The organism is Streptomyces sp. NPDC003032 (assembly GCF_053591415.1).
In genome coordinates this window covers 89784-115054 of record NZ_JBSFTT010000022.1, presented here as the reverse complement: position 1 = coordinate 115054, position 25271 = coordinate 89784, and the positions used below count along the sequence as shown (strand labels likewise).

The 25271-nt window shown below is 70.8% G+C and carries 30 protein-coding genes; 17 read left to right on the top strand and 13 right to left on the bottom strand.

Annotated elements, in window-relative coordinates; genetic code table 11:
• Positions 1 to 113 precede the first annotated feature (113 nt).
• On the top strand, positions 114 to 512 hold the full coding sequence (locus tag ACWDZ7_RS27900; RefSeq protein WP_451800691.1) for an LppU/SCO3897 family protein: 399 nt from the start codon (positions 114 to 116) through the stop codon (positions 510 to 512).
• 83 nt (positions 513 to 595) lie between these two features.
• Here ACWDZ7_RS27900 and mshD read toward each other — a convergent pair whose 3' ends face one another.
• Positions 596 to 1534 carry a mycothiol synthase gene (mshD, locus tag ACWDZ7_RS27895; protein WP_451800690.1) on the bottom strand — a complete coding sequence of 313 codons (939 nt, stop codon included), beginning with the start codon at positions 1532 to 1534 and terminating at the stop codon, positions 596 to 598.
• Between the two features lie 227 nt (positions 1535 to 1761).
• On the opposite strand from mshD, the gene ACWDZ7_RS27890 reads away from it, so the two are divergent.
• A complete protein-coding gene (locus ACWDZ7_RS27890) occupies positions 1762 to 3606 on the top strand; it encodes a bifunctional metallophosphatase/5'-nucleotidase (RefSeq protein WP_451800688.1) in 1845 nt (614 codons plus the stop codon).
• Positions 3607 to 3673: 67 nt separating this feature from the next.
• Complete coding sequence (locus ACWDZ7_RS27885) at positions 3674 to 4912, top strand: LmeA family phospholipid-binding protein (protein ID WP_451800687.1); 1239 nt, start codon at positions 3674 to 3676, stop codon at positions 4910 to 4912.
• On the opposite strand, the gene ACWDZ7_RS27880 is transcribed toward ACWDZ7_RS27885, so the two are convergent.
• The 8 genes from ACWDZ7_RS27880 to ACWDZ7_RS27845 all read right to left on the bottom strand — a co-directional run bounded on the left by ACWDZ7_RS27880 (position 4906) and on the right by ACWDZ7_RS27845 (position 13013).
• Positions 4906 to 5400, bottom strand: coding sequence for a cupin domain-containing protein (locus ACWDZ7_RS27880; protein ID WP_451800686.1), 495 nt, complete (start codon positions 5398 to 5400; stop codon positions 4906 to 4908). The two genes, ACWDZ7_RS27885 and ACWDZ7_RS27880, sit on opposite strands and share 7 nt — an antisense overlap.
• A gap of 132 nt (positions 5401 to 5532) precedes the next feature.
• Complete coding sequence (abc-f, locus tag ACWDZ7_RS27875; RefSeq protein ID WP_451800764.1) at positions 5533 to 7164, bottom strand: ribosomal protection-like ABC-F family protein; 1632 nt, start codon at positions 7162 to 7164, stop codon at positions 5533 to 5535.
• Between the two features lie 205 nt (positions 7165 to 7369).
• Positions 7370 to 7672, bottom strand: a complete 303-nt coding sequence (locus tag ACWDZ7_RS27870; RefSeq protein ID WP_451800685.1) for a hypothetical protein — start codon at positions 7670 to 7672, stop codon at positions 7370 to 7372.
• A gap of 51 nt (positions 7673 to 7723) precedes the next feature.
• Positions 7724 to 9163 carry a sensor histidine kinase gene (locus tag ACWDZ7_RS27865; protein ID WP_451800683.1) on the bottom strand — a complete coding sequence of 480 codons (1440 nt, stop codon included), beginning with the start codon at positions 9161 to 9163 and terminating at the stop codon, positions 7724 to 7726.
• On the bottom strand, positions 9160 to 9897 hold the full coding sequence (locus tag ACWDZ7_RS27860; protein ID WP_451516429.1) for a response regulator transcription factor: 738 nt from the start codon (positions 9895 to 9897) through the stop codon (positions 9160 to 9162). The genes ACWDZ7_RS27865 and ACWDZ7_RS27860 overlap by 4 nt, the downstream gene beginning before the upstream one ends.
• Before the next feature lie 78 nt (positions 9898 to 9975).
• Positions 9976 to 11007, bottom strand: a complete 1032-nt coding sequence (locus ACWDZ7_RS27855) for a S1C family serine protease (protein WP_451800681.1) — start codon at positions 11005 to 11007, stop codon at positions 9976 to 9978.
• Positions 11008 to 11187: 180 nt separating this feature from the next.
• Positions 11188 to 12210, bottom strand: a complete 1023-nt coding sequence (locus ACWDZ7_RS27850; protein WP_451800679.1) for a LacI family DNA-binding transcriptional regulator — start codon at positions 12208 to 12210, stop codon at positions 11188 to 11190.
• A gap of 23 nt (positions 12211 to 12233) precedes the next feature.
• Positions 12234 to 13013, bottom strand: a complete 780-nt coding sequence (locus tag ACWDZ7_RS27845) for a response regulator transcription factor (protein WP_451800678.1) — start codon at positions 13011 to 13013, stop codon at positions 12234 to 12236.
• A 262-nt stretch (positions 13014 to 13275) separates the two neighbouring features.
• Here ACWDZ7_RS27845 and ACWDZ7_RS27840 point away from each other — a divergent pair, with 262 nt between their 5' ends.
• The 8 genes from ACWDZ7_RS27840 (at position 13276) to ACWDZ7_RS27805 (ending at position 18545) form a co-directional block, all read left to right on the top strand.
• On the top strand, positions 13276 to 14121 hold the full coding sequence (locus ACWDZ7_RS27840) for an alpha/beta hydrolase (RefSeq protein ID WP_451800677.1): 846 nt from the start codon (positions 13276 to 13278) through the stop codon (positions 14119 to 14121).
• 13 nt (positions 14122 to 14134) lie between these two features.
• On the top strand, positions 14135 to 14389 hold the full coding sequence (locus ACWDZ7_RS27835) for a MoaD/ThiS family protein (RefSeq protein WP_451800675.1): 255 nt from the start codon (positions 14135 to 14137) through the stop codon (positions 14387 to 14389).
• 5 nt (positions 14390 to 14394) lie between these two features.
• Positions 14395 to 15669: a hypothetical protein gene (locus tag ACWDZ7_RS27830; RefSeq protein ID WP_451800673.1), complete on the top strand. Its 1275-nt coding sequence runs from the start codon at positions 14395 to 14397 to the stop codon at positions 15667 to 15669.
• Between the two features lie 131 nt (positions 15670 to 15800).
• Positions 15801 to 16553 carry an LmeA family phospholipid-binding protein gene (locus ACWDZ7_RS27825; RefSeq protein ID WP_451800671.1) on the top strand — a complete coding sequence of 251 codons (753 nt, stop codon included), beginning with the start codon at positions 15801 to 15803 and terminating at the stop codon, positions 16551 to 16553.
• A 196-nt stretch (positions 16554 to 16749) separates the two neighbouring features.
• Entirely contained in the window at positions 16750 to 16830 is an 81-nt protein-coding gene (locus tag ACWDZ7_RS27820) for a putative leader peptide (RefSeq protein ID WP_356580218.1), read from the top strand.
• A gap of 154 nt (positions 16831 to 16984) precedes the next feature.
• Entirely contained in the window at positions 16985 to 17830 is an 846-nt protein-coding gene (locus ACWDZ7_RS27815) for a sulfurtransferase (protein ID WP_451516437.1), read from the top strand.
• 53 nt (positions 17831 to 17883) lie between these two features.
• Entirely contained in the window at positions 17884 to 18171 is a 288-nt protein-coding gene (locus tag ACWDZ7_RS27810) for a DUF1416 domain-containing protein (RefSeq protein WP_451800670.1), read from the top strand.
• A gap of 113 nt (positions 18172 to 18284) precedes the next feature.
• Entirely contained in the window at positions 18285 to 18545 is a 261-nt protein-coding gene (locus tag ACWDZ7_RS27805) for a DUF3099 domain-containing protein (RefSeq protein ID WP_451516438.1), read from the top strand.
• Positions 18546 to 18553: 8 nt separating this feature from the next.
• On the opposite strand, the gene ACWDZ7_RS27800 is transcribed toward ACWDZ7_RS27805, so the two are convergent.
• Complete coding sequence (locus ACWDZ7_RS27800; RefSeq protein WP_451800669.1) at positions 18554 to 18916, bottom strand: DsrE family protein; 363 nt, start codon at positions 18914 to 18916, stop codon at positions 18554 to 18556.
• Positions 18917 to 19160: 244 nt separating this feature from the next.
• Here ACWDZ7_RS27800 and ACWDZ7_RS27795 point away from each other — a divergent pair, with 244 nt between their 5' ends.
• From ACWDZ7_RS27795 to ygfZ, 3 genes are read left to right on the top strand one after another with little or no spacing between them, the layout of a single operon-like run.
• Positions 19161 to 19733: an FABP family protein gene (locus ACWDZ7_RS27795; RefSeq protein WP_451516440.1), complete on the top strand. Its 573-nt coding sequence runs from the start codon at positions 19161 to 19163 to the stop codon at positions 19731 to 19733.
• A 16-nt stretch (positions 19734 to 19749) separates the two neighbouring features.
• Positions 19750 to 20193 (top strand): Fur family transcriptional regulator, encoded by a 444-nt coding sequence (locus tag ACWDZ7_RS27790; protein WP_451800668.1) that lies wholly within the window; start codon positions 19750 to 19752, stop codon positions 20191 to 20193.
• Between the two features lie 34 nt (positions 20194 to 20227).
• Complete coding sequence (ygfZ, locus tag ACWDZ7_RS27785; protein ID WP_451800667.1) at positions 20228 to 21193, top strand: CAF17-like 4Fe-4S cluster assembly/insertion protein YgfZ; 966 nt, start codon at positions 20228 to 20230, stop codon at positions 21191 to 21193.
• A 15-nt stretch (positions 21194 to 21208) separates the two neighbouring features.
• Here ygfZ and dtd read toward each other — a convergent pair whose 3' ends face one another.
• Positions 21209 to 21646: a D-aminoacyl-tRNA deacylase gene (gene dtd / locus ACWDZ7_RS27780; protein ID WP_451800666.1), complete on the bottom strand. Its 438-nt coding sequence runs from the start codon at positions 21644 to 21646 to the stop codon at positions 21209 to 21211.
• 171 nt (positions 21647 to 21817) lie between these two features.
• On the opposite strand from dtd, the gene ACWDZ7_RS27775 reads away from it, so the two are divergent.
• Positions 21818 to 22420 (top strand): RsiG family protein, encoded by a 603-nt coding sequence (locus ACWDZ7_RS27775; RefSeq protein WP_451800665.1) that lies wholly within the window; start codon positions 21818 to 21820, stop codon positions 22418 to 22420.
• A 258-nt stretch (positions 22421 to 22678) separates the two neighbouring features.
• On the opposite strand, the gene ACWDZ7_RS27770 is transcribed toward ACWDZ7_RS27775, so the two are convergent.
• The gene (locus ACWDZ7_RS27770; RefSeq protein WP_451516446.1) at positions 22679 to 22864 is read right to left on the bottom strand and encodes a hypothetical protein; all 186 of its coding nucleotides are present in this window, start codon (positions 22862 to 22864) and stop codon (positions 22679 to 22681) included.
• 228 nt (positions 22865 to 23092) lie between these two features.
• On the opposite strand from ACWDZ7_RS27770, the gene ACWDZ7_RS27765 reads away from it, so the two are divergent.
• Entirely contained in the window at positions 23093 to 24001 is a 909-nt protein-coding gene (locus ACWDZ7_RS27765) for a FadR/GntR family transcriptional regulator (protein ID WP_451800664.1), read from the top strand.
• Between the two features lie 24 nt (positions 24002 to 24025).
• Here the strand turns inward: ACWDZ7_RS27765 and ACWDZ7_RS27760 are convergent, their stop codons facing one another.
• On the bottom strand, positions 24026 to 24214 hold the full coding sequence (locus tag ACWDZ7_RS27760; protein WP_451800662.1) for a hypothetical protein: 189 nt from the start codon (positions 24212 to 24214) through the stop codon (positions 24026 to 24028).
• 124 nt (positions 24215 to 24338) lie between these two features.
• On the opposite strand from ACWDZ7_RS27760, the gene ACWDZ7_RS27755 reads away from it, so the two are divergent.
• Positions 24339 to 25241 (top strand): winged helix-turn-helix domain-containing protein, encoded by a 903-nt coding sequence (locus ACWDZ7_RS27755; RefSeq protein WP_451800763.1) that lies wholly within the window; start codon positions 24339 to 24341, stop codon positions 25239 to 25241.
• The last annotated feature ends 30 nt before the right edge of the window (positions 25242 to 25271 follow it).

The window sequence follows — 25271 nt, the reverse complement described above, 5'->3', positions numbered from 1 at the left end:
CCAGCCGCGCGGGTTGGGTTCGACCGGTTTCGGCGCGGGGGCGTCGATCTTGTAAGGTCTGCCGCTCAGCATTGACGTGAACACGTACGAAATACGGGGGTCTTACCTTGTCCATGCCTCAGCAGGGCCGGTCGCGTCGGCGTTCACACCTCCCGCAGGGCGGCGGCAGCGGCGCGTTCGGCGGGCTTCCGCCTCTGATGAAGGTGGCGGTGCTGCTCATCGCGGCGGTCGTCGCGGGCGTGTGGATGTACACGAGCCGGGGCAACAGCACCGGTCCCGACAGCGAGAGCGCGAAGCGGCCCGCGGCGGCCGAGGTCGGCGACTGCGTACAGAACAAGGGGTCCGAGGGCAGCCCCGACATGGAGGTCATCGACTGCGGCGACGCCAAGGCCGAGTACAAGGTCGCGAGCTTGGACGGGACCGAGTGCGAGCCGGGGCAGTCCCGTTACGAGCAGACCCGGCGGGGCCGGGTGCAGTTCTCGATGTGCCTGACGGAGGTCTCGGCGAAGTAGCCGGACGTACGCAGGATGTACGGAGGGCGTGGTGTTCCCCTGGGAACACCACGCCCTCCACGCTTACATGGGCCTCCGCGCGCTCACGTCTCCGTGCGGTACATCAGATCCGTCTCATACGTCACGAAGCCGAGCCGTTCGTAGACGCTCACGGCCGCCTTGTTGTCCGCGTCCACGTACAGCATCGCGGTCGGCAGACCGGCCCGCGCGAGGTGGCGCAGGCCCGTCGTGGTGAGGGCCTTGCCGAGGCCGCCGCCCTGGGCGCCGGGGCGGACGCCGACGACGTACACCTCGCCGAGGTTCTCCTGCGCGTGAACCTTCGTCCAGTGGAAGCCGACCAGCTCCCCGTCCTTCTCGGCGAGGAAGAAGCCCGCCGGGTCGAACCACGGCTCCGCCTTGCGGTCGTCCAGGTCGCGCTGGGTGAGGGAGCCCTGCTCCGGGTGGTGCGCGAAGGCCTCGGCGTTCACCGCGAGCCAGGCCGCGTCGTCCTGTCCGGGGACGAAGGTACGTACGGAGACACCCGCCGGGAGGACCGGCTCGGGCAGGTCGAGGTCGGCCAAGGTGCGCCGCATCTGGCGCAGTTCGCGGAAGAGGGTGAGGCCGAGCACCTGCGCCAGGTGCCGGGCGGCGGAGTGCCCGCCGTGCGCCCACACGCGCAGGCGCCGCCCGGAGTCGCCGAGCAGCGCGGCGCCGAGCGCCCGGCCGTGGCCCCGCCCGCGGTGCGCGGGGTGCACGACGAGCTCGGCGGCGGGGGCCTCCACGGGGTCGGTGTCCTCCAGCTGCGCATACCCGACGAGCTGGTCGCGCTGGTCGCCGACGCCGAGCAGCAGATGCCGCACCCCCTCCCGCGCCCCGCCGCGGAGCTGCAGCCGCCCCTGCTCGGACACGGCCTGCTGCCCGTCGGCGCGGGCGGCCTCCGCGAGGAGCCCGAGCACGGCGTCGGCCTGCGCGGGGGTGAGGGCGGCGAGAGTATCGATCTTCCGGAGGGGCGCGGGAGCCTCGGCGGGCCGGTCGTCAGTCATGGGTCGAGGGTACGGCGACGGACGGGGACCCTCTGCTCAACCGGGCGACAGCACCCGACAGGCGGCGACAGCTCCCGACATGGGCCGAAGTGACCGGAACGCCCCCGATGGCAACCAGCTCGTAACCCGTAACCCCCTGTTGCGCTACGCGCGTTGACTCTAGGCTGCGCACGGCGGTACCGCCGTCCCGCCGTCCCAGTCTTCTCACACCATCCCCAGGGGGACACGTGTCAGCCACACCCCGGCCACGTCGCCGGCCCGGACGCCGCGCCACGCGCGTACTCGCCGCGGCCGCCTCGCTCGCCACCCTCGGCGCGCTGGCCGCCGCTCTTCCCGCGAGCGCGGGGCAGGACCACGCGGGCGGGGGCGAGGGCGGCAAGAAGCGCACCGTCGACGTGCAGCTGCTGTCGTTCAACGACTTCCACGGGAACCTCCAGCCGCCCGCCGGCTCCTCCGGCCAGGTGACGGAGAAGCAGCACGACGGGACCGAGAAGAAGATCGACGCCGGTGGTGTCGAGTACCTCGCCACGTCCCTGCGCACCGCCCGCAAGGGCAACCCCTACAGCGTCACCGCGGCCGCCGGTGACCTGATCGGCGCCAGTCCGCTGCTCTCCGGCCTCTTCCACGACGAGCCGACGATCCAGGCGATGAACAAGCTGGACCTGGACGTCACCAGCGTCGGCAACCACGAGTTCGACGAGGGCACCAAGGAACTGGCCCGCATGCAGAACGGCGGCTGCCACCCCAAGGACGGCTGCTTCGAGAAGGACGGGAAGGGCAAGCCCAAGGAGTTCGAGGGCGCCGACTATCCCTACCTCGCCGCGAACGTCACGGACGAGAAGACCGGCGAGCCCATCCTCAAGCCCTACTGGGTGTGGAAGCACAAGGGCGTGAAGGTCGGCTTCATCGGCGTCACGCTCGAAGGCACCCCGGACATCGTCTCCGCCGACGGCATCAAGGGCCTCAAGTTCCACGACGAGATCGAGACCGTCAACAAGTACGCCGAGATCCTCGACAAGCAGGGCGTGAAGTCCATCGTCACGCTCATCCACGAGGGCGGCGCCCCCGCGAGCCAGACGTACAACTACGACTGCGACTCCCCGGGCGCGGGCGACGGCATCTCCGGGCCCATCACCGGCATCGCCAAGGGCATCACGCCCAAGGTGGACGCGCTCGTCACCGGCCATACGCACGCCGCGTACGTCTGTACGATCCCCGACCCGTCGGGCAAGCCCCGCATGGTGACCTCGGCGTCGTCCTACGGCAAGCTCTACACGGACACCACGCTCACGTACGACCGCAGGACCAAGGACATCGTCCGTACGAGCGTCTCCTCCTCCCGGTCCGCGAACCACGTCGTCAGCCGTGAGCAGCCCAAGGCCCCGGACATGACCTCGCTGATCAACCGCTGGGACAAGCTGGCCGCGCCCGTCGCCGGCAAGCCCGTCGGCTACATCTCCGCGGACATCCCCGGCCGCGGCGCCGGCGTCCCCGAGTCGCCGCTCGGCGACCTCATCGCGGACGCGCAGCTCGCGCACGGCAAGTCGCTCGACCCGGAGACGGACCTCGCGCTGATGAACCCGGGCGGCATCCGCTCCGACCTCGTCCACAAGGCGAGCGGCAGCGAGGGCGACGGTGTCGTCACGTATGGCGAGGCGTTCACCGTGCAGCCCTTCAGCAACACCGTCAATCTCGTCGACCTGACCGGCGCGCAGCTCGTCACCGCGCTGAAGCAGCAGGTCAGCGGGGGGAACCAGGCATCCCCGAAGATTCTTCAGGTGTCGGAGGGACTGACGTACACGCTGGACATGACCAGGACCGGCGCGGAGCGTGTCGTGGCCGGCTCCATCAAGCTGAACGGCAAGGCGATCGACCCGGCGGCCACCTACCGCGTCGCGCTGAACTCCTTCCTCGCGGGCGGCGGCGACGGCCTCCCCGAGCTGGGCAAGGGCACGAAGCCGCTGGTCGGCGCCGACGACCTGAAGGCGTTCAACGACTACCTGACCGCCAACTCCTCGGCGGACAAGCCGATCGCGCCGCCGAAGGCGGACCGGATCACGATCGTGAAGTAGCGCTCACTTCGGCGCCTACTGGAGGTAAGGCTTGGGGTGGGGTGTGAACGTATGGTGAGATCATCTGATGCGTTCCCCCCACCGCATAACCACGCAACCACCCCCGTCCAACAAGCCCTACAGCAATCCGTACGACGAGCTGGCCGCCCTCGCGCCGAACCCGCTGGAGGAGTTCCTCCACGAGGAGAAGCCCGAGGAGGACGCCGCCGAAGCTCCCTGGGAACCGCCCAACCACCGCCGCGGCAGCCGCCGGGGCCGCAGCCGCAGCCGTGGTCGTAGCCGCTTCGCGGGCCTCCCGCTCGCCGCGAAAGCCCTGGTCGCCGTCCTCGTCGCCGCCGCCTTCCTCGCCCTCGGCGACCGCTGGGCCCTGCTCTACGCCGAGCACGAGGCCGCGGACAAGCTCAAGGAGCAGATGCGTCTGAGCGCGGCGCCCGAGGTGGACATCGAAGGGTTCCCGTTCCTCACGCAGGTCTTCGACAGGCGCCTGGACAAGGTGAAGGTGACCGTCCCGGACGTCGCGGCCGACCGCGTCTCGCTCGCCAAGGTCTCCGCGACCGCCACGGACGTCACGATCGACGGCGACGGGCCCACCTCGGTCGACGGCGCCCGCATCGGCGCGATGGAGGGCGAGGTGCTGCTCTCCTTCGAGGACCTCAACCGCGAACTCGGCGCCTCCCAGGTCACGTTCACCGGCCGCGGCCGCGACCAGGTCCTCGCGCGCGGCACGCTGCCCGTCGCGGGGCACGACCTGAAGGTGCGCGCCGACGCCCGCATCCAGCGCAACGGCGAGCGCGGCATCTCCACCGACATCGGCGGCATGAGCCTGCAACTCGGTGACCTGGCGACGTACCGTCCGGGCACGCGCGAGAAGGAGGGCCTGCACCTGTCGCGCGGCTCCGCCGACCGCGTGGCCAAGGAGACGGCCAAGGCGAAGGCGCTGCTTTCCGTGCCCGCGATCGTCGAGCGGCTCGGCGTACCCGATTCGGTGGTGCGCGAGGCCCTCAAGAGCGACGCCAAGCTGGGCGAACTCACCGGCTCGCCGCACTTCGTGAGCGACGTGATGGGCCTCAACCTCATCGACGTGGCGATGGGCCACCCGTGGCTGCTCAAGAAGCTCGGCCTCGACCCCGCCCTAATCAAGGGCCTCTCCCAGCTCACCCGCCCCGTCCTGGCCGACCGCCTCACCCTCGCCTTCCAGCTGCCGAAGCTGCCGGGCGCGGGGACGGTGGCGCTGCGGGACGTGACGGTGGAGAAGGAGGGCATCCGCGTACGTCTCACGGGGACGGGGCTGGGCTTCGGTCACTGACCCGCTTCGAGGGCGGCACGCCACGCCGGGCTGTCCACGTAGTGGTTGTCGTACTGCTCCGAGGAGTCCTTGATCTCCTGCGGGCTCGCCTCGCCCCGCATCACGCGGCCGAGCAGCCGCAGGTAGTCGAAGCGGGGCATGCCCGGCGTGAAGACGAACAGGACGTCGGCCTCGGAGCCCGGGGCCGCGGCGAAGGCGTGCGGGGTGTGCGGCGGCACGAGCAGGAAGTCGCCCTGCTCCAGGACCTTGACCTCGTCGTCGACGAGCACCTGGAGGGAGCCTCCGATGACGAAGAAGAGCTCCGAGGCCTTGGTGTGGAAGTGGGCGGGCGCGCCCACGGCCCCCTTGGCGAAGGTCGAGCGGTAGCTGGTGACCGAGCTGCCGTCGGTGCCGGAGTCGGCGAGCAGGGTCATGACGCTGCTCGGGTCACTGGTGGTCTCGGCGGTGGCGGCGCGGGTCAGAACCGGCTTGAGGATGCTGGCGTTCATGGTCGTTCTCCCTGCTCCGGGCGGTGGCCCCGGGCTTTCGCCGTGGCCTTGTGAGTAAGACTCTAGGCGCGGGATTGGCCCCGACCAGGGTGCAGTTGGAGGTCAATGAAACCGGTCAATTCCGCGACCGTGTCAACGGTCGCCTCGACGGTCGCCGAGGTGGCCGCCGCTCAGGGAGAGGTGCCCGCCCCGGAAGCGCGACCGCAGCCGCCGGTCGTGGCTGACGATCACGAGGGTGCCCCGGTAGTGGGCGAGTGCCGCCTCCAGGTCCTCGATCAGGGCGGGGGACATGTGGTTCGTCGGCTCGTCGAGGAGGAGCAGGTCCAGGGGCCGGGAGACCAGCTCGGCCAGTTCGAGGCGGCGGCGCTGGCCCACGGAGAGGTCCCGTACGGCCCGTACGAGATCCGCCTCACGGAACAGCCCGAGGCTCAGCAACTCATCGCGCCGCTCCTCACCGAAGACGGAGAGCACGGAACGACCCTCCGCCCATAGGGAGTTGCCCTGCCGCAGAAAGCCGACCCGCGCGGGCCGGCGGACCTCCCCGCTGTCGGGCGCCAGCTCCCCGGCGAGCAGCCGCAGCAGCGTCGACTTGCCCGCGCCGTTGGGCCCGGTGACGAGCAGCCGCTCACCGGCGCCGATCCGCAGCGTCCCCTCGACGGTCAGCCGCCCCGCCACGCGTACGTCGGTCAGCTCGGCGGCGCCCACGGCCTCCCCGGCGACGCGCGCCGTGAGACGCAGGGGCCGCGGGGGAGCGGGGACCGGATTCTCGGTGAGGCGCTGCAACCGCTCGCGGGCGTTGCGGATGCGGCCCATCGCGCCGTGCGCGCGCGACCTCGCGCGGAACGCGCCCGCGCCGCTGAAGGCGCTCGGCGCCTTGCGCGGGATGGCGGAGAGCAGCCCGATGTTCGACTCGGCGAGCGCCGACTGCCGGGCGACCTCGGCGCGCCACGTCTCGTACTCCCGCGCGTGACGGGCGCGTTCGGCGGCCTTGGCGGTCAGGTACCCGGCGTATCCGTTGCCGTAGCGCCGCACGGTCCGCTCGTCGCCGTCCACCTCCAGGATGGTGGTGGTGACCCGGTCGAGGAAGGCGCGGTCGTGCGTGACGGCGACGACCGTGCCGCGGTGGGCGCGCAGCCGGTCCTCCAGCCAGCGCACGGCCTCGTCGTCGAGGTCGTTCGTGGGCTCGTCGAGGAGCAGCAGCTCGGGGGAGGACGCGAGGGTCCCGGCGAGCGCGAGGCGGGAGCGCTGCCCGCCGGAGAGCGTGGCCAGCGGTCGCGCCCGCTCCAGCGGCGCGCGCTCACCGAGGTGGCGCAGCGTGACCGCGACGCGCCGGTCGGCGTCGTGCCCACCGCGCGCCTCGAAGGCGGCGACCAGGGCGGCGTAGCGGTCGTACGCCGCTGGTTCCGCGCCCTCCAGCTCCGTCCCGGCGATCCGTATCCGCCGCTCCAGGGAGCGCAGCTCGGCGAGGGCGACGTCGATGGCGTCGCCGACGGTGGAGGTGCCGGGAAGGTCGAGGGTCTGGGCGAGGTGGCCGGTGCCGCCGGGGGCGCTGACGGTGATCGCGCCGTTGTCCGGCGACTCCAGCCCGGCGATGAGGCGCAGCAGGGTGGACTTCCCTGAGCCGTTGTCCCCGATGACGCCGGCTCGCTCGCCGGGGCGGATGGAGAGGGAGACGCGGTCGAGGACGAGGCGGTCGGTGTAGCGCTTGGTGAGGTGGGTGAGGGTGAGTTGGGAGGTGGTGGGGGAGTTGGCGGGAGAGGTGATGGGGGTGGTGGGTGCGTCGGCAGATGGGTACAAGTAGGCCTCTTGGGGCTGGGCGGCGGGGGTGCTGGTTCCGCATACGACTTCCGTATGCGAGTTCCGCATGCACGAGACGTGCCGTCTCGCGTATGACGACTGTAGCGCGATGCGCCCCGCATGACAAGACGCTCCGTCTCGCGACGGTCCGGGCAGCCCCTTCCCGAGCGGATCAGCTCTGGACGCGATCGCCTCTGCTGTGGGCGATGCGCAACGCCTCGCGGAGGGACTCGGTCGTGCGGGTCAGGGCGAAGCGGATGGCTCGTTCGCCCGCCATGGCGTCGGCCAGTACCGCCTCGGAGCCCATCAGCACCTCACGGCCGGACGACAGTTGAGCCTCCTCCACCTCATCGGCCAGGAGGGAGAGCAGGCTCCGGGGGTCGTCCGTGTCGAGGTAGCACGGCCCGCCCTCGGGTGAGGCCCATGGGAGCAGCCTCATCCGTTCCGGCTCCTGCGCTTCGTCCGCGTCGGTCATGTTGGTTCTCTCTGCCCTGACGCGAGCCGATTACCCTTCGTGCCCCGACGCTCACGCGTCCGGCGTACGCTCCGACAGGGTGGGGTCGCCGGGGGGTGGCGTCGCCGCGCCCGGCAGTCGTACAGAGGCCACCGTGCCGCCGCCGGGGGCCGCGCCCAGGGTCACCTCGCCGCCGGACTGGCGCACCGTGCGGGCCACGATCGAGAGGCCGAGGCCCGAGCCCGGCAGGCTCCGTGCGGTGGGGGAGCGCCAGAAGCGGTCGAAGACGTGGGGGAGTTCCTCGGCGGGGATACCGGGGCCGCGGTCGCGGACCGTCAGTTCGCCGCCCTTCAGGGCGACCTCGATGACGGAGCCGGACGGGCCGAACTTCACCGCGTTGTCCAGGATGTTGACCACGGCGCGCTCCAGGGCCGCGGGCTCCGCGCGGACGTACCAGGGGGCCAGGTCCGCCGTGAAGGTCAGTTCGGGGCCGCGCAGCCTGGCCCGTTCCAGGGCGGTCTCCACCAGGTCGTGAAGGGCGATCACTTGGACCTTGGCGCCGCCGTGGCCCGCGTCGGGGCGGGAAAGCTCCTGCAAGTCGCCGATCAGCGAAGCCAACTCCGTCATCTGTGCCTTGACGGAGGCGAGCAGTGCCCTGCGGTCGTCGGGCGGGATGGCCCGGCCCGTGTCCTCGCTGCGGGCCAGCAGCTCGATGTTCGTACGCAAGGAGGTGAGCGGCGTGCGGAGTTCGTGACCGGCGTCGGCGATCAGCTGCTGCTGGAGGTCGCGGGAGGAGGCCAGTGAGGCGGTCATGGAGTTGAAGGACTCCGACAGGCGGGCGATCTCGTCGTCGCCGTCCACGGGGATACGGAGGTCGAGGTCTTCTGTGCGGGCCACGTGCTCCACGGCCTCGGTGAGCCGGTTCACCGGGCGGAGCCCGGTGCGGGCCACCCAGAGGCCGGCTGCGCCGGCGCCCAGGATGCCGATTCCGCCTACGGCGGTGAGCAGCAGGGCGAGACTGTTCAGCGGTTCGTCGACCTCCGAGAGCGGACGGGCCAGGGACACCGTGTACCGGCTGTCCGCGTCCACCTGGGTCAGAACGCGCACCGAGACCCCGCTGTCCGTCTTGCCGTCGTGCAGAGTCTGCTCCCGCAGGTGCTGGGCCACCTGTACGTCGGAGTCCTGCACCACCACGGGTGTGGAGTCGCGGCCCACGCAGCGCGAGCCGTCCGGCCGGATGATCTGGACGAAGACGGTGGTGGTTCCGGGCGGGGTCTCGGCGTTGGGGCTGATGCTGCCGTCATTGCAGGCGGCGGCCGTCAGGTCCAGGTAGCCGCGGCCCACATTGAGGCTGCGCAGCGATTGGTCCATCTGGTCCCGCAACTGCGCGCGGGTGAGCACCCAGCAGGACACCGCGACCGCCGCCACCGCGAGGGCCACCGCCACGGTGACCAGCAAAGCCAGCCGCGACCGCAGCGGAAGCCGCCGGAAGCGTCGTACGAGGCCGCTCACTCGCCGCCCCGCAGTACGTACCCCACGCCCCGCACCGTGTGCACGAGGCGGGGTTCGCCGCCCGCTTCCGTCTTGCGGCGCAGGTACATGACGTACACGTCGAGGGAGTTGGAGGTGGGCTCGAAGTCGAAGCCCCAGACCGCTTTGAGGATCTGTTCGCGCGTCAGGACCTGGCGGGGGTGCGCGAGGAACATCTCCAGCAAGGTGAATTCCGTGCGGGTCAGTTCGACCGTGCGCCCGCCCCGCGTGACCTCGCGCGTCGCCAGGTCCATCCGCAGGTCGGCGAAGGCGAGGGTGTCGCCCTCCTCGGCCTGCCCCGCCCCGGCGGCGTACGAGATGCGGCGCAGGAGCGCGCGGATACGTGCGAACAGCTCGTCCAGTTCGAACGGCTTGACCAGGTAGTCGTCGGCGCCCGCGTCGAGTCCCGTGACGCGGTCGCCGACCGTGTCGCGCGCGGTCAGCATCAGGATCGGCGTGGTCGAACCGGTGGCGCGGAGCCTGCGCGCGGCGGTGAGGCCGTCCATGCGGGGCATCTGGATGTCGAGTACGACGAGGTCGGGTCGGTAGGCCGCGGCCTTCTCCAGGGCGTCGGCGCCGTCGACGGCGACCTCCGTGCCGTATCCCTCGAACGCGAGGCTGCGCTGCAGTGCCTCCCGCACGGCGGGTTCGTCGTCCACGATCAGGATGCGCAGCTGCTCGCGGTCACCGGTGCGGTCGCCTTCGGCGGGGCTCATGGGCTTCGGACTTCCTCGGGTAAGGGGCGGAACGGGCCGGTATCAGCCTCGCACGCGGGGCGCTCGTTTCGGCCGGGGTCAGGTCTTCGAGCCGGAGCGGAGCTTGCCGAGGTCGTCCTTGACGGTGTTGATCGGGATGGCGAAGCCGAGGCCGACACTGCCGGAGGCGGAGTCGCCGCCGCCCTGCGCCGACGAACTGGGCGCGTACATCGCCGAGTTGATGCCGATGATGTTGCCGTTCATGTCGATGAGGGCGCCACCGGAGTTGCCGGGGTTGAGCGAGGCGTCGGTCTGGAGCGCCTTGTACGTGGTCTTCGACGACCCGGTGTCGCCGTTGAACTCCTCCCCGCCGAACTCGAACGGCCAGCCGCCCTGCGGGCTCTGCGGCTGCTGCTGCCCCTCGCCGGTGGAGACGGTGACGTCCCGGTCGAGCGCGGAGACGATGCCGCTGGTGACGGTGCCGGTCAGGCCCTCGGGGGAGCCGATGGCGACGACCTCGTCGCCGACCTTGACGTTCTCGGAGTTGCCGAGGGTCGCCGGCTTCAGGCCGGAGGCGTTCTTCAGCTGGATGAGCGCGAGGTCCTTCTTGCTGTCGGTGCCGACGACCTCGGCGTCGTACGTCTTGCCGTCGTTGGTCCGCACCTTGATCGACGTGGCGCCGGAGACGACGTGGTTGTTGGTGATGACCTCACCGTCGCTCTTGGTGATCACACCGGAGCCGGTCGACTTGCCCTGTGCCGTCGTGGCGCTGATCTCGACGATGCTGGGGCTGACCGCCTCGGCGACACCGGAGACGGTGCCCTTCTTGCTGGTCGGCACCACATCCGTGCTGGTGGCGGAGGTGCCGGCGCCCTGGTCGGTGAGCGTCTGCACGGCGTACGCCGTCCCGCCGCCGATGGCCGCGGCCGCTATGGCGACGGCGGCGAGCAGGGCCACGGGGCCCTTCGCCCGGCGGCGCCGGGGGGCGGGGTCGTGGGGTGCGTTCTCGGGTGCCTCCGGCGCGTGGGCGGGCGGGGGCGGGTAGGCGCCGCCCCGCGTACCGCCGTGGTGCACAGGCGCGGACGGCTGCTGCGTGGGGTACTCGCCGCTGTGGCGGAAGGTCTCGGTCATGTCTCTGAGAGTGACCGGCGTACATGAGAGCGGGCTTAGTACGTCCTGAGAAGCCCGGCAGAAGTATGTATGCCCCTTATAAAGCCAGAGACTCGGGGTAACGGGTGGGCGGTGGGTGGGAGACACCCGCCGCGAAGCGGCGGGCTAGTACACCCCCCCAAGGCCAGAGGCCAGACCCGGCTACTCGCAGCCACAGGACTGCCGCACCACCAACCGCGAGGGAAACAGCTTCAGCCGCTCCCGTCGCGACCCGGCGACCCGCAGCCCGTCGTCCAGGACGAGATCCACCGCGGCGCGAGCCATCGCGGGGCGGTCCGAGGCCACCGTCGTCAGCGGCGGATCCGTCAGCCCCGCCTCCTTGACGTCGTCGAAGCCGGCGACGGCCAGCCCCCCGGGCACGTCGATGCGCAGCTCCCGCGCCGCCCGCAGCACCCCGATCGCCTGGTCGTCCGTGGAGCAGAAGATGGCGGTGGGCCGGTGGGGCCCGGCGAGCAGCTCCAGGCCGACCTTGTACGCGTCGTAGCGGTTGTAGGGGGCCTCGAAGAGCCGCCCCTCCACCGACCGCCCGGCCTCCCGCATCGCACGCCGCCAGCCCTCGACGTGGTCGGAGACGGGGTCGCCGACGGTCGGGGTCCCGGCCATGCCGCCGAGGCAGGCGACGTACTCGTGGCCGTGTTCGAGCAGATGCCGCGTGGCGAGCTGCGCGCCGCCGACGTCGTCCGTGACGACCGCGACGTCGTCGATGGCCTCGGGCCGCTCGTGGAGCAGCACCACGCGCGCGTCCCAGGCGTCTATCTCGGCGGCGGCCTGGTCGGTCAGGCCGTGGCTGACGAGGATGAGGCCGGAGACCCGCATGCCGAGGAAGGCACGCAGATAGTGGGTCTCGCGCTCCTCCACATAGTCGGAGTTGCCGACGAGGACCATCTTTCCGCGCTCGGACGCCGCCTGTTCGACGGCGTGCGTCATCTCCGCGAAGAAGGGCTGACGCGCGTCCGGCACGATCATGCCTATGAGGTCCGTGCGGCGGGACGCCATGGCCTGCGCGACCCGGTCCGGGCGGTAACCCAGCTCCTTGATCGCGGCGAGTACGCGCTCGCGCGTGGCCGGGGCGACCGGCCGGGGTCCGTTATTGATGACATAACTGACGACAGCGGTCGAAGTACCCGCCAGTCGCGCCACATCGTCCCGCGTCACCTTGGCCACGCGCGCAGTCTACGCGGATGGACCTACCGTCCCGTAGGCCGTACGACAGCTTCCTCGGCCTCGGTCGCCGCGGCCCCCTCGGCCGCCGTCTTCGCCGCCTTCGCCTTCTCCTCCTCGGCGGCCCGCTCCACCTTCTCCGGGACCACGAAGCGGTAACCGACATTCCGGACGGTCCCGATGAGCGACTCGTGCTCGACCCCGAGCTTCGCCCGCAGCCGCCGCACATGGACGTCGACCGTCCGCGTGCCGCCGAAGTAGTCGTAGCCCCAGACCTCCTGGAGCAGCTGGGCGCGGGTGAAGACCCGCCCCGGGTGCTGCGCGAGGTACTTGAGCAGCTCGAACTCCTTGAAGGTCAGGTCCAGGACCCGGCCCTTCAGCTTCGCGCTGTACGTCGCCTCGTCCACGGAGAGATCGCCGTTGCGGATCTCCATGGGGGAGTCGTCGGAGGTGATCTGCTGGCGGCCCATCGCGAGCCGCAGCCGCGCCTCGACCTCGGCCGGTCCTGCCGTGTCGAGGAGTACGTCGTCGATGCCCCAGTCCGCGGTGACGGCCGCGAGGCCGCCCTCCGTGACCACGAGGACCAGCGGACAGCCGGGGCCCGTGGAGCGCAGCAGCTGGCAGAGGCTGCGCACCTGCGGAAGGTCGCGGCGCCCGTCGACGAGGATGACGTCGGCACCGGGGGTGTCGACGAGAGCGGGCCCCTCCGCCGGGGCGACGCGCACGTTGTGAAGGAGCAGGCCGAGGGCAGGGAGCACCTCCGTCGACGGCTGGAGGGCATTGGTCAGGAGCAGCAGAGAACTCATCGCCCCTCACCTGCTCGGGTCGTCCTGCGGTCGTGCACGTTTCGCTCGCCCATAACGTCGGTTCCTCCTCGGTCCCTGCGAGGACGTTTACGGCACTGCTTCGTACGTCTTGCTGCGTTGGCGTCGTCGGCGCCGTTTTCACTGCTGCGTTCTCGGGGCCCGCGCCCGCGGCCCTGCGCGCCGTCGTGCACGGCGTGCCTGAAAGCACAAAAGGACCCGGGGGCGTCGCTGCCCGGATCCTCTGCCCAGCACAATAGCTCACATGAGTTCCGGTCCGGCAGGTCAAGCGGCGCGATCTTCTGTGCAGCCGATCACTCGCGAGCAGCCTCACGTTCGGCGTCGCGCAACGCTCCGTACACAGGACGGGGTCGCCATCGACGCGGCGTACGACCCCGGTCCCGGGCCGGGTGGCGGCGTCGCGATCGTGGTCGCGCACGGCTTCAGCGGCGACCTCGCGCGGCCTCACGTGCGCCGCGTCGCGGGCGTCTTCGCCCAGCGTGCGGCCGTGATCACCTTCTCCTTCCGGGGGCACGGGGCCTCCGGCGGGCACTCCACGGTGGGCGACCGCGAGGTGCTCGACCTGGCGGCGGCTGTGGAGTGGGCTCGCTCGCTCGGCCACGCGCGCGTGGTGACCGTCGGCTTCTCGATGGGCGGTTCGGTCGTCCTGCGGCATGCCGCGTCGCACCGGGGGCGCACGGAAGCGCGGGCCGACGCGGTGGTCGCGGTCAGCGCCCCGGCGCGTTGGTACTACCGGGGGACCGCGCCGATGCGGCGGCTGCACTGGGTCATCACGCGGCCCGCCGGGCGTGTCGTCGGCCGCTTCGGGCTCCGCACGCGAATCCACCCGCACGAGTGGGACCCCGTGCCGCTCTCCCCGGTGGAGTCCGTGCCCCTCATCGGCGGGACGCCGCTGCTCGTCGTGCACGGCACCCGGGACCCGTACTTCCCCGTCGACCACCCGAGGACACTGGCCGCCGCCGCGCCGGACGGCGCCGATCTGTGGCTGGAGGAGGGCATGGGGCACGCGGAGCACGCGGCCTCCGACGAGCTGGTCGGGCGGATCGCGGCGTGGGCCACGGCATCATGGACGTCGGCAACCGCCGACTGAGAGGAGAGGTCGCATGGTGAACGGCACCATTCGTTACTGGGCCGCTGCCAAGGCGGCCGCGGGCGTCGCCGAGGAGCCGTACGCGGCGGTGACGCTCGCCGAGGCGCTGGACGCCGCCCGCGAGCGGCACCCCGGGGAACTGGTCCGGGTGCTTCAGCGATGCTCCTTCCTGATCGACGGCGACCCCGTCGGGACCCGAGGGCATGAGACCGTACGGCTGGCCGAGGGCGGCACGGTCGAGGTGCTCCCGCCGTTCGCAGGAGGATGAGCGCCATGTCCAATCAGCCGTACGAGGGGTACGAGGGGTACGACCCGTACTCCGACTCCGGGCAGCAGCACCCCGGCGCCCAGTACCCCGAGGCCCCGTACCCGGATCAGCAGCAGTACGCCCAGCAGCAGCCGTATCCGGATCAGCAGCAGTACGCCGCCCAGCAGCCGTACGCGGACCCGCAGCAGCAGTACGCCCAGCCCTACCCGGGCCCGCAGCAGTACGCCCAGCAGCGGCACGCCCAGGGCCAGTACACCCAGGGCCAGTACGGCCAGGACCAGTACGGCCAGGACCAGTACGCGCAGAATCAGTACGCCCAGCAGCAGTACGCCCAGAATCAGTACGCCCAGCAGTGGGAGGGGCAGACCTGGGAGACGCAGGCGCAGCCGCCCGCCGTGGCGGTGGACGCGACGGAGACGGCGTATCTGCCTATGCAGGGTGAGCAGCAGGCTCCCCCGGCGGCCGGTGCGGGAGACGCCGAGGAGTCCACCTACGGCCCCGCCACCACCACCGGCAACGCCCGCGTCACCGACGCCCAGCGCGCCCGTGCCGAGGGCCGGTCGCCCGTCATAGAGCCGGGGATGCAGCCCGCGGCCCTGACCGCGGTCCTCGGACTGCTGCTCGCCGCGGGCGCCGCCGCCGGGCAGTACGCGCTTCTCGTACCGCTGGTGATCCTCCAGGCGGTGACCGCGGCCGGATGGTTCCGGCTCAACGGGATGTGGCCCGCGCGGCAGGGCATCGCGCTCGCCTTCCTCGGCGGTGTCGCCGCCGACGCCGCGCTCCTCGCCGTGGGCAGGCAGAACGCTCCCGCCGCGATCCTCGGCACCCTCGGCGTGTGGGTGCTGCTGGTGCTCGTCCTGCAGCTGCGCAGCCGCGCCGGGGCCGACGAGCGGATGTACGGGCTCATGGCCACCGTCACCTCCGCCGCGCTCGCGATCATCGCCGCCGGACACCTCGCGGCCGCGTCCGACGCCGTCACCGTGGGCGGCATCGCCGTCGCCGTCGCGGTCCTCGCCCGCGCGCTGCCGCTGCCGACGCCCGCCTCCGTCGTCGTCGCGCTGCTCGCGGCGGCCGGGGCCGGGGTCGCCGTCGGCGGCATGACGGACCTGGGGAACAAGGGCGCGCTGCTGGCCCTCGGCGCCGGCGTCTGCGCGCTGATCGGACACCGCGTGGCCAGCTACGACTACCCGTCCCGCTTCGTGCACATGACGGCGGGCGTCGCGCTGCCGCTGGCCGCCGCCGCGCCGGCCGTCTACCTCCTGGGGCGCGCCATCGGCTGACCACCGCCCTCGTACGCGATCGTCACAGCTGATCGACAGGTCCCCGGCCGGGCCCAATGGCCGGGGACCTGTCCTTTAGGCTCGCGGCAAGGACAGTAGAGGCGGGGGATCAGGGTGGGGGAACACCGGACATGAGCAAGCGCGCCGTACGAATACTTCTGGTCGTCGTCGTGATCCTCGGGGGTCTGTTCGTGGCGGCCGACCGGCTCGCCGTGAACTTCGCCGAGGACGAGGCGGCGGAGAAGCTGCGCACCAACGAGGGGCTGAGCGAGGCTCCCGACGTCTCCATCAAGGGGTTCCCCTTCCTGACCCAGGTCGCGGGCGGCGAGCTCGACGACGTGGAGGTCGGCATCAAGGACTACGACGCCAAGTCCAGCTCCGACTCGGTCCGCATCGCCGATCTGAAGGCCCACATGAAGGGCGTGAAGTTCTCCGGCGACTACAGCTCCGCGACCGCCGCGACCGCCACGGGCACCGCGCACATCACGTATGACGAGCTCCTGAAGGCGGGCAAGTCCGAGCCCGTCGAGCTGCCGCTCGGCGCCACCGGCAAGGTCGTCGGCCTCTCCGACGGCGGCAACGGCAAGATCGAGGTCGAGGTCGAGGTCAGCAAGGGCGGCGCGAAGCTGCCCAAGCCCGTCCACGTACTCAGCTCGGTCCGGGTCGAGGGCGACAACATCGTGGTCCACGCCGACGAGATCCCGAAGAAGCTGGACGTGCTCGGCGTCTCCATCCCGCTGCCCGAGGGCATGGTCCGCGACGTCACCGACTTCGAGCAGAAGATCGACGACCTGCCGGCCGGGATCGAGCTGGAGAAGGTCGAGGTGGCCACGGACGGCGTGGACATGTCGGTGACGGGCTCGAACGTGAGCCTGACCGGCTGAGTCCTGCCGGGGAGCGGCTGCCGTCCGAAGTGCGAGACGGAGCCGTCCGGCGGGCGGATGTGACGGGGGCGACAGCGGGCCCGCGGCCCCACCGGGGCGGCTGCGGGCTTCAACCATTCTCATATCGTGGACGATCGAGTCTCACCATGCGGAGCACCGGTGACACAGCCGCCTCCGCATCCCTACGATCGACCCCATGAACCGACAGGCGGACCTCACGAAGCGGCGGGCAGTAGACCTGTGCCGCGTCGCCGCCATGCTCTGTCGCACCTTCTAGCGGGAGCTCGGACTCCCGTATTCCCCCGGCCCGTTGACGACTTCGGTCAGGGCCACCCCGTGCCACGTACGCCGCGCCTCCCCGCGCGCCGCAGCCGTACCCGCACGTCCCCTCGCACCGCCGCACCGCCGTAACTGCCCCGGAGGAGAGAACTATGAGCCGCAGCGACGTCCTGGTAGACGCCGACTGGGTCGAGGCCCACATCGAGGACCCGAAGGTCGTCATCGTCGAGGTCGACGAGGACACCTCCGCGTACGACAAGAACCACATCAAGAACGCGATCCGGATCGACTGGACCAAGGACCTCCAGGACCCGGTCCGCCGTGACTTCATCGACCAGGAGGGCTTCGAGAAGCTCCTGTCGGCGAAGGGCATCGCGAACGACTCCACCGTCGTCCTCTACGGCGGCAACAACAACTGGTTCGCGTCGTACGCCTTCTGGTACTTCAAGCTCTACGGCCACCAGGACGTGAAGCTCCTCGACGGCGGCCGCAAGAAGTGGGAGCTGGACTCCCGCGACCTGGTCGACGGCGCCGAGGTGCCCAGCCGTCCCGCCACCGCGTACAAGGCCAAGCCCCAGGACACCTCGATCCGCGCCTTCCGCGACGACGTCGTGGCGGCCATCGGCGCGCAGAACCTGGTCGACGTGCGCTCGCCCGACGAGTTCAGCGGCAAGCTGCTCGCCCCGGCCCACCTCCCGCAGGAGCAGTCGCAGCGCCCCGGCCACGTGCCGAGCGCCCGCAACATCCCGTGGTCGAAGAACGCCAACGACGACGGCACCTTCAAGTCGGACGACGAGCTCAAGGCCCTCTACGAGGACGAGCAGGTCGACCTCTCCAAGGACACCATCGCGTACTGCCGCATCGGTGAGCGCTCCGCCCTGACCTGGTTCGTCCTGCACGAGCTGCTCGGCCAGACCAACGTCAAGAACTACGACGGCTCCTGGACCGAGTACGGCTCGCTCGTCGGCGTGCCGATCGAGCTCGGCGCCAACAAGTAGGACACCCCGCTCAAGTAAGACACCCCGACCTCCCTTCCCCCTCAGGAGTACACATGTGTGGAGCAAAGGCCGGCGGCCCCGACGCTTCGACGGTCAAGCCCGGTGAGACCACGATCCAGGGCCAGGTGACCCGCGACGGCGAGCCCGTCACCGGTTACGTGCGCCTGCTCGACTCGACCGGCGAGTTCACCGCCGAGGTCCCGACCTCGGCGACCGGTCAGTTCCGTTTCTACGCCGCCGAGGGCACGTGGACCGTCCGGGCGCTGATCCCCGGCGGAACGGCCGACCGCACGGTCGTCGCGCAGACGGGCGGCCTCGCGGAGGTCGCGATCGCGGTCTGACCGCGATCGGGTCCTTACCGCGCCGTGAACGGCCGAAGGGCCGCACCCCAGGGGGTTGGACGCCACTGGAACGGGGTGCGGCCCTTCGGCTCGTCCGGGCCTACGCTGGACGTATGTACGCGCGACGGCGCCATGCTTATTTCGTCATGATGGGCACGTGCGTCGCCCTGTTCGTCCTGGCGTGGGGCGTCGTGCGGCTCTGGTCCGTCCCCGTCGCCGTCGGCATGTGCGTGGTGGCGATGGTGATCCCACCGGTCGCCGCCATGGTCGCCAACCGGCGCGGGCCCGAGGACCGCTGGTGGGACGATCCCTCGGGCGACCCCAAGTCCGACGAGTGGTGGGACGAGCTGGACGGCAAGCGGCACCGTCGGTAGACCGGCGGTCAGTACACGAGCGCCTGGACGCCGTCCGTCGTCGCCTCCTGGACGAAGACCTGCGCCCCCGCGATCCGTACGCCCGCGATGACGTCCTCCTCCGTGATGTCGCGCCGCGCCGCGCACTGCGTGCACAGCGTGATCCGGCCCGCCGACATGATCGAGTCGATCAGATCCGGCAGCGGCGCCGCGTGCGGGAGATCGAACTCGGCCGCGCGGCCCGGAAGCGCGAACCACGACGACTCACCGGTCAGCCAGAGCGACACCTCCACCCCGCTGGCCACGGCCACGGCCGCCACCGTAAAGGCCTGCGAGCAGCGCTCAGGGGCGTCGGCCCCGGCGGTCACCTTGATCACGAGCTTCTTCGCCATGGCCGCATCGTAAGGCCCCTCACAGAGAGGGACGGGCGCCGCCCGACTACAGTGGGACCGGCTCTGATACCTGCCCCACCAGCTCACCGAGGAGCACCCCGTGCTTGAGGCCTTCTTCTCCGCCCTGCTCGTTCTCGTCTGCGTCGGCGTCCTCGCCTTCACCGGGCTCGCCGTGAAGAAGCTGTACCAGGGCCAGCGCTGACGACCGCCACCTCCCGACCTCCACAGATCGCCTGAGCTTCCCATGATCGAGATTCCGTCCGACCTGAACCCCGACCTCCTCCCCCTCGCCTTCCTCCTCGGCAACTGGGCGGGCGCGGGCGTCACCGACTTCCCCGGCGCCGAGAAGGCGAACTTCGGCCAGGAGGTCTCCTTCACGCATGACGGGCGGGACTTCATCGAGTACCGCTCGTACACCTGGGCGCTCGACTCCGAGGGCAACAAGGTCAAGCCGCTGGAGTCCGAGTCCGGCTTCTGGCGCATCGACAAGGACCGCAAGGTCGAGGTCGTGATGGTCCGCGACGACGGCGTCGTCGAGGTCTGGTACGGCGAGCTGGCCGACAAGAAGCCCCAGATCGACCTGGTCACGGACGCCGTCGCGCGCACCGCGGCCTCCGGCCCCTACACCGGCGGCAAGCGGCTCTACGGCTATGTGAAGGGCGACCTGATGTGGGTCGGCGAGAAGCAGACCCCCGAGGTGCCGCTGCGCCCCTACATGTCGGCGCAGCTGAAGAAGGTCGTCACGCCCGAGGAGGTCGCCGACATGGCGCGCAATCTCGGCGATCTGCCCGACGACGGCATCGCTTTCTTCAAGTAGACCTAGACTTCACGGTGTGGCGAGTACCGACTCCGACTGGAAGAGCGACCTGCGGCAGCGCGGCTACCGGCTGACGCCGCAACGCCAGCTTGTCCTCGAAGCCGTCGACACCCTTGAGCACGCGACCCCCGACGGCATCCTCTGCGAAGTGCGCAGGACGGCGTCGGGGGTCAACATCTCCACGGTCTACCGCACGCTGGAGCTCCTGGAGGAGCTGGGCCTCGTCTCGCACGCCCACCTCGGGCACGGCGCGCCGACGTACCACCTGGCGGACCGGCACCACCACATCCACCTGGTCTGCCGGGACTGCACGGGCGTCATCGAGGCCGACACGGAGATCGCCGCGGAGTTCACCGCCAAGCTGCGGGAGACCTTCGGCTTCGACACTGACCTGAAGCACTTCGCGATCTTCGGGCAGTGCGGGAAGTGCTCCCGGGAAGAGAAGCCCGGCCAGAAATAAAAGCCGCGCCCCGCTGGTCGTACTCTTTGTGAACATGAAGAGCCCCTTGTTGTCCCTGCCCGGCGCCGTCCCCGCCGAGGGCGTGGACGAAGGCGTCGCCGCGCACTACGGCGAACTGTTCCGCGAGCAGCGTGCCCTCGCCGACGGCGCCGGTTTCGTCGACCTCTCACACCGCGGTGTGGTCACCGTCACCGGATCCGACCGGCTGAGCTGGCTGCATCTGCTGCTCACCCAGCACGTCAGCGAGCTGCCGGCCGGCCAGGCCACCGAAGCGCTGATCCTCTCCGCCAACGGCCACATCGAACACGCGCTCTATATCGTGGACGACGGCGACACCGTCTGGGCGCACGTCGAGCCCGGCACGCAGGACGCGCTCATCGCGTACCTGGAGAGCATGAAGTTCTTCTACCGCGTCGAAGTGGCCGACCGGACCGACGACTTCGCCGTCGTCCATCTGCCGGCCGGTTCGATCGCCGCGGTCCCCGAGGGCGTCGTCGTACGCGAGACGGCACACGGCCGCGACCTGTTCCTGCCGCGCGCGGACCTGGAGTCGTACGCCGCCGGGCACGGCCCCGCGGCCGGGCTCCTCGCGTACGAGGCGCTGCGGGTCGAGTCCCACCGGCCGCGCCTCGGCTTCGAGACCGACCACCGCACGATCCCCCACGAGCTGGGCTGGATCGGCACGGCGGTGCATCTGCAGAAGGGCTGCTACCGCGGGCAGGAGACCGTCGCCCGCGTCCACAACCTGGGGAAGCCGCCGCGCCGCCTCGTCTTCCTCCACCTGGACGGGAGCGAGGTCCATCTGCCGGTGGCGGGGACTCCGCTGCACCTCGCCGCTGACGGGGCCGAGGGACGGAAGCTGGGGTTCGTGACGACGGCCGTACGCCATCACGAACTGGGGCCGATCGCGCTGGCTCTCATCAAGCGGAACGTGCCGGTGGACGCGGAGCTTGTCGCCGGGGACATCGCCGCGGCCCAGGAAGTGGTCGTCGAGCCATAGGGGCGCGCCCCGCGGTCACATGTCCAGCAGCACCGTGAACGGGCCGTCGTTCGTCAGCCCCACCCTCATCCGCGCCCCGAAGCGGCCCGTCGCCACCGTCGCGCCCAGGGAGCGCAGCTGGGCGACCACCTCGTCGACCAGGGGCTCGGCGACATCGCCGGGGGCGGCCGCGTTCCAGGTGGGGCGGCGGCCCTTGCGGGCGTCTCCGTAGAGCGTGAACTGGCTGATGACCAGCAGCGGCGCGTCGATGTCGCTGCACGACTTCTCGTCGGCCAGCATGCGCAACGTCCAGAGCTTGCGGGCCAGTTGGGCCGCCTTCTCCTTGGTGTCGTCGTGGGTGACGCCCACCAGGACGCACAGTCCCTCGCCGCTGATCTCGCCCACCGTCTCGGGGCCGTCCTCGCCGTCGACGACCACGCTCGCGCCGTCGACCCTCTGCACCACTGCTCGCATACGGCCATCATGCCGTGCCGTGCGGGCGTTCGGGCGCGGCCTCTCGGATGCTCCCGATCCCCCCATCTGGGGCGGATTCCGGGCACTCATTCACATAGCGGCCACTGGCAGTGGCACCATGCTCACACGCGGTGTACCGCGTAGGCCGGTCGAGGGGACGGGTAGAGGCATATGAGCACACCAAGTACGGGGCAGCCGCCCGGCCACATCTCGCCGCGGCGCACGCCGGTCGCGCGTCCGCCGACACAGCGCACGAAAAGCCCGCTGCTGCCCGACGTGGCCGGGCACGATCTGGTCGCCCGGCGCCTGCCCGAGCTGCGGGAGCTGCGGCGGGCGGCGCAGCAGGACGAGGCCGACCTCAGCTATGTGCGGCGGCTTCTGCAGGGGCGCATCGACATCCTGCGGGCCGAGATCGCGCGCCGTCGGGTCCCGCTGGCGCCCACGCCGCACGCGCCCGTCGTCGACCGGCTCTCGGAGATCCTCGCGGACGCACCGGCCCGGCACCGCTCCTCGGCCCGGCACGTCACGCTCGGCACCCCGCACAGCGAGGAGTACCGCCTCCTGGCCACGGAGATGCTCGCCGAGGTGCAGCTCTCCGACCTCGCCGCCCGCACGGACGAGGAGCTGCACACGGCCATGGGGCGCCTGGTCCGGTACGAAGAACAGGTCTCGCGTCGCCGGCAGTCGCTGCAGCGCACGGCGGACGACTGCAGCGCGGAGATCGCCCGGCGGTACCGGGAGGGCGAGGCACAGGTGGACGACCTGCTGGTGTGACGCGGGTGGGGCGGCCGGTGGGTAAGCCGGTGCGTAAATGGAGTGCGGTCGCGGCGCCGCCCCGCTCCCGCAGTCGCTGCCGGACCCTCTCCCAAGCTCTTGAGGAGCAGGGGGAGGTCCTGAGGCAGGCCCATGGGGCGTGTGTGAGCCCCGGCCCCCCGTAGCCGGGAGCCGGGGCTCGGTTTTCCGACGGCTGACCGGACTCCCGGCTCCCCTCCGGATGGGAGCCCGGTCAGTCGGATCCGTCCAGCCGGGCCGTCAGCCCGACTGTGCGAGGAGCAGGACGAGCAGCGCTGCCCCGACCCCGCTGATCTTGTTGTTCTTGGCCTTGATCCCCACGGTCAGCAGGACGAAGGCGACGATGCCCAGTGGACCGTACTTCCACTGGATGAGCTGTTCGAAACCGATGGCGAGGGCGGCGACGACGATGGCGATGAGCGGCATGACGTTCCTCCTTCGGGATCGGGGCGGCGGACCCCGTTGGGCCGGTGACCAACTGGCTGTCCCGGGAGCGAACTTCGCCGCGGCTGCCGATGGCTGGTGGCCAACCCCGGAGGGGTCTGACCATGTCGCCAAAGTTGGCTACCAACTTCAACTGACTTATCTCCGCCAGGAGACGACTCATAACCACCTTTCCTGCAACTCCCGTAAGATGGCGCGAAGTTGTACTGTTTGGTTGTGAGCACGGAACACGCACCCGTCAACGGGAGCAAGAGGCGGCGTTCACACCGAGAGGTGGCCGACGCGCTGCGCGACCGGATCAGGTCCGGATCGCTGCGACCTGGTCAGCGCATGCCCACGCAGGCCGAGCTGGCCGACGAGTTCGGTGTGGAGCGCGGAGCCGTGCGCGAGGCGCTGCGCATCCTGCACCGTGAGCACCTCCTGTCCAACGTGTCCAAGGGCAGCCCCGCCACGGTCGCGGAAGCCCCGGAGCGCGCGCTCGACACGGTCGCCTCGGCGCGCCCGCAGCCCACGACGGTCGGCCTCGCGCCCCGCGTCGCGGCGGCCTTCGAGGCCCCCCACGTGGAGATAGACGCGCTCTGTCTGACCTCCGTCTCGCTCACCATGGCGATCGGCGAACCGCTCCGGCAGATCCACGCCGGACAGCGCAAACCGGCCAAGGTCGACGTCCGGGTGCTGCTGCCGAGCCGCGACATCGACCTGGCCTTCCCCATCCCGGTCGACAGCGGGGACGACGAGGGCGGCCGGATCCACCGCCGCTGGCTCGACCAGCGCAACGCGCAGGGGCAGGTGCTGCGCCACAACCTCCTGGCGCTGCGGGCCTCGCACGGCATCGACGTGTCGGTGCGGTTCCGCGCGCTGCCGTTCACGCCGCCGGTGAAGCTGTATCTGATCAATGGCGCGGAGGCGCTCTTCGCGTACTACACGCTCGCCAAGCGGGACGAGGAGATCGGTCAGGAGTCCCTGGAGATGTACGACGCGCAGGGCACGCAGTCGATGCTCTTCCCGTTCAAGGAGGGGGACGACCTGCGGGACACGACGTTCGTGGAACAGTCCCACCTGTGGTTCAACGCCCTGTGGAACACGATCAGCCGGGACCTGGAGCTGGCGGCGGGCTGATCAGGGACGCCCGCCGCCGGCCGGTCAGAGCGCCGGCCCCGTCACCATCAGGGCGAGGACGGCGGCGCCGATGGAGCTGCACGTGGGGCTCTTCGCCTTGACGCCGATGGTCAGCAGGAGGAGACCGGCGATGCCCATCGGGCCGTACTTCCACTGCACGAGCTGCTCGACGGTGACCGCGACCACGGCTGCGAGGAGGGCTATGACGGGCATGGTGGTTCCCCCTTCTGCCATCTTGAGCAAGTTGGCAACCAACTCTGCTTGGGTTGTCCCCACTTGGCCGGACGGAATAAACAACTCCAGTCAACTGCCCCGAGATGGTGGTCAGTTGTATCTTTTGGTCGTGACCCAGGAGAACGTTGCAGTGAACGGCAGCAGAAAGCTCTCACCCCAGGACATCGCCGACACCCTCCGTGACCGCATCCGGGCGGGCCTGCTCAAAGCGGGGGACCGTCTGCCGACCCAGGCCGAGCTGGCCGAGGAGTTCGGTGTGGAGCGCGGGGCCGTGCGGCAGGCGATGAAGAAGCTCCAGAGCGAAGGCCTCCTGTCCAACGTCAGCAAGGGCAGCCCACCCCGCGTCGCCGATGCGGGCCCGGCCCCCGCGAGCCAGGGTCCCCAGCCCTCCATGGTCGCCCTCGCACCCCGCCTCGCCGCGGCGTTCGCGGAGCCGGACGTGCGGATCGACGTGGTGTCGTACACCGCCGAGACGCTGATGATCGCCCTCGGCGAGCCGGTGCGCCTGATCCACGAGGGCCGCATCCGCCCCGATTCGATCAAGGTGCGCATCCTGCTGCCGAGCAGCGACATACAGCTGGCCTTCCCGGTGCCGATCAAGGGCGACGCGGAGAGCCGGCACCGCCTCCACCAGCGCTGGCTCGCCCAGCGGAACGCGCAGGGCCAGGTGCTGCGCCACAACCTGCGCGCGCTGCGGGCCTCACACGGCATCGACGTGTCGGTACAGTTCCGCGCGCTGCCGTTCACCACGCCGGTCAAGCTGTATCTGCTGAATGGTGGCGAGGCGTTGCTCGCGTACTACACGCTGGTGCCCCAGCAACTGGAGCTCAGTGATGACGGCGACAGCGACAACGTGCACCTCTATGACGCGCTGGGCATCAAGGCGCCGCTCTTCTCCTTCGGCAAGGCGGCGGAGGTCTCGCGCGACGCCCTGTTCGTCGACGAGTCACAGAAGTGGTTCGACGCACTCTGGGAAACCATCACCACGGACCTGACACTCTCTTAGGTGACCCCTGATTCGACGACATCTGAAGCG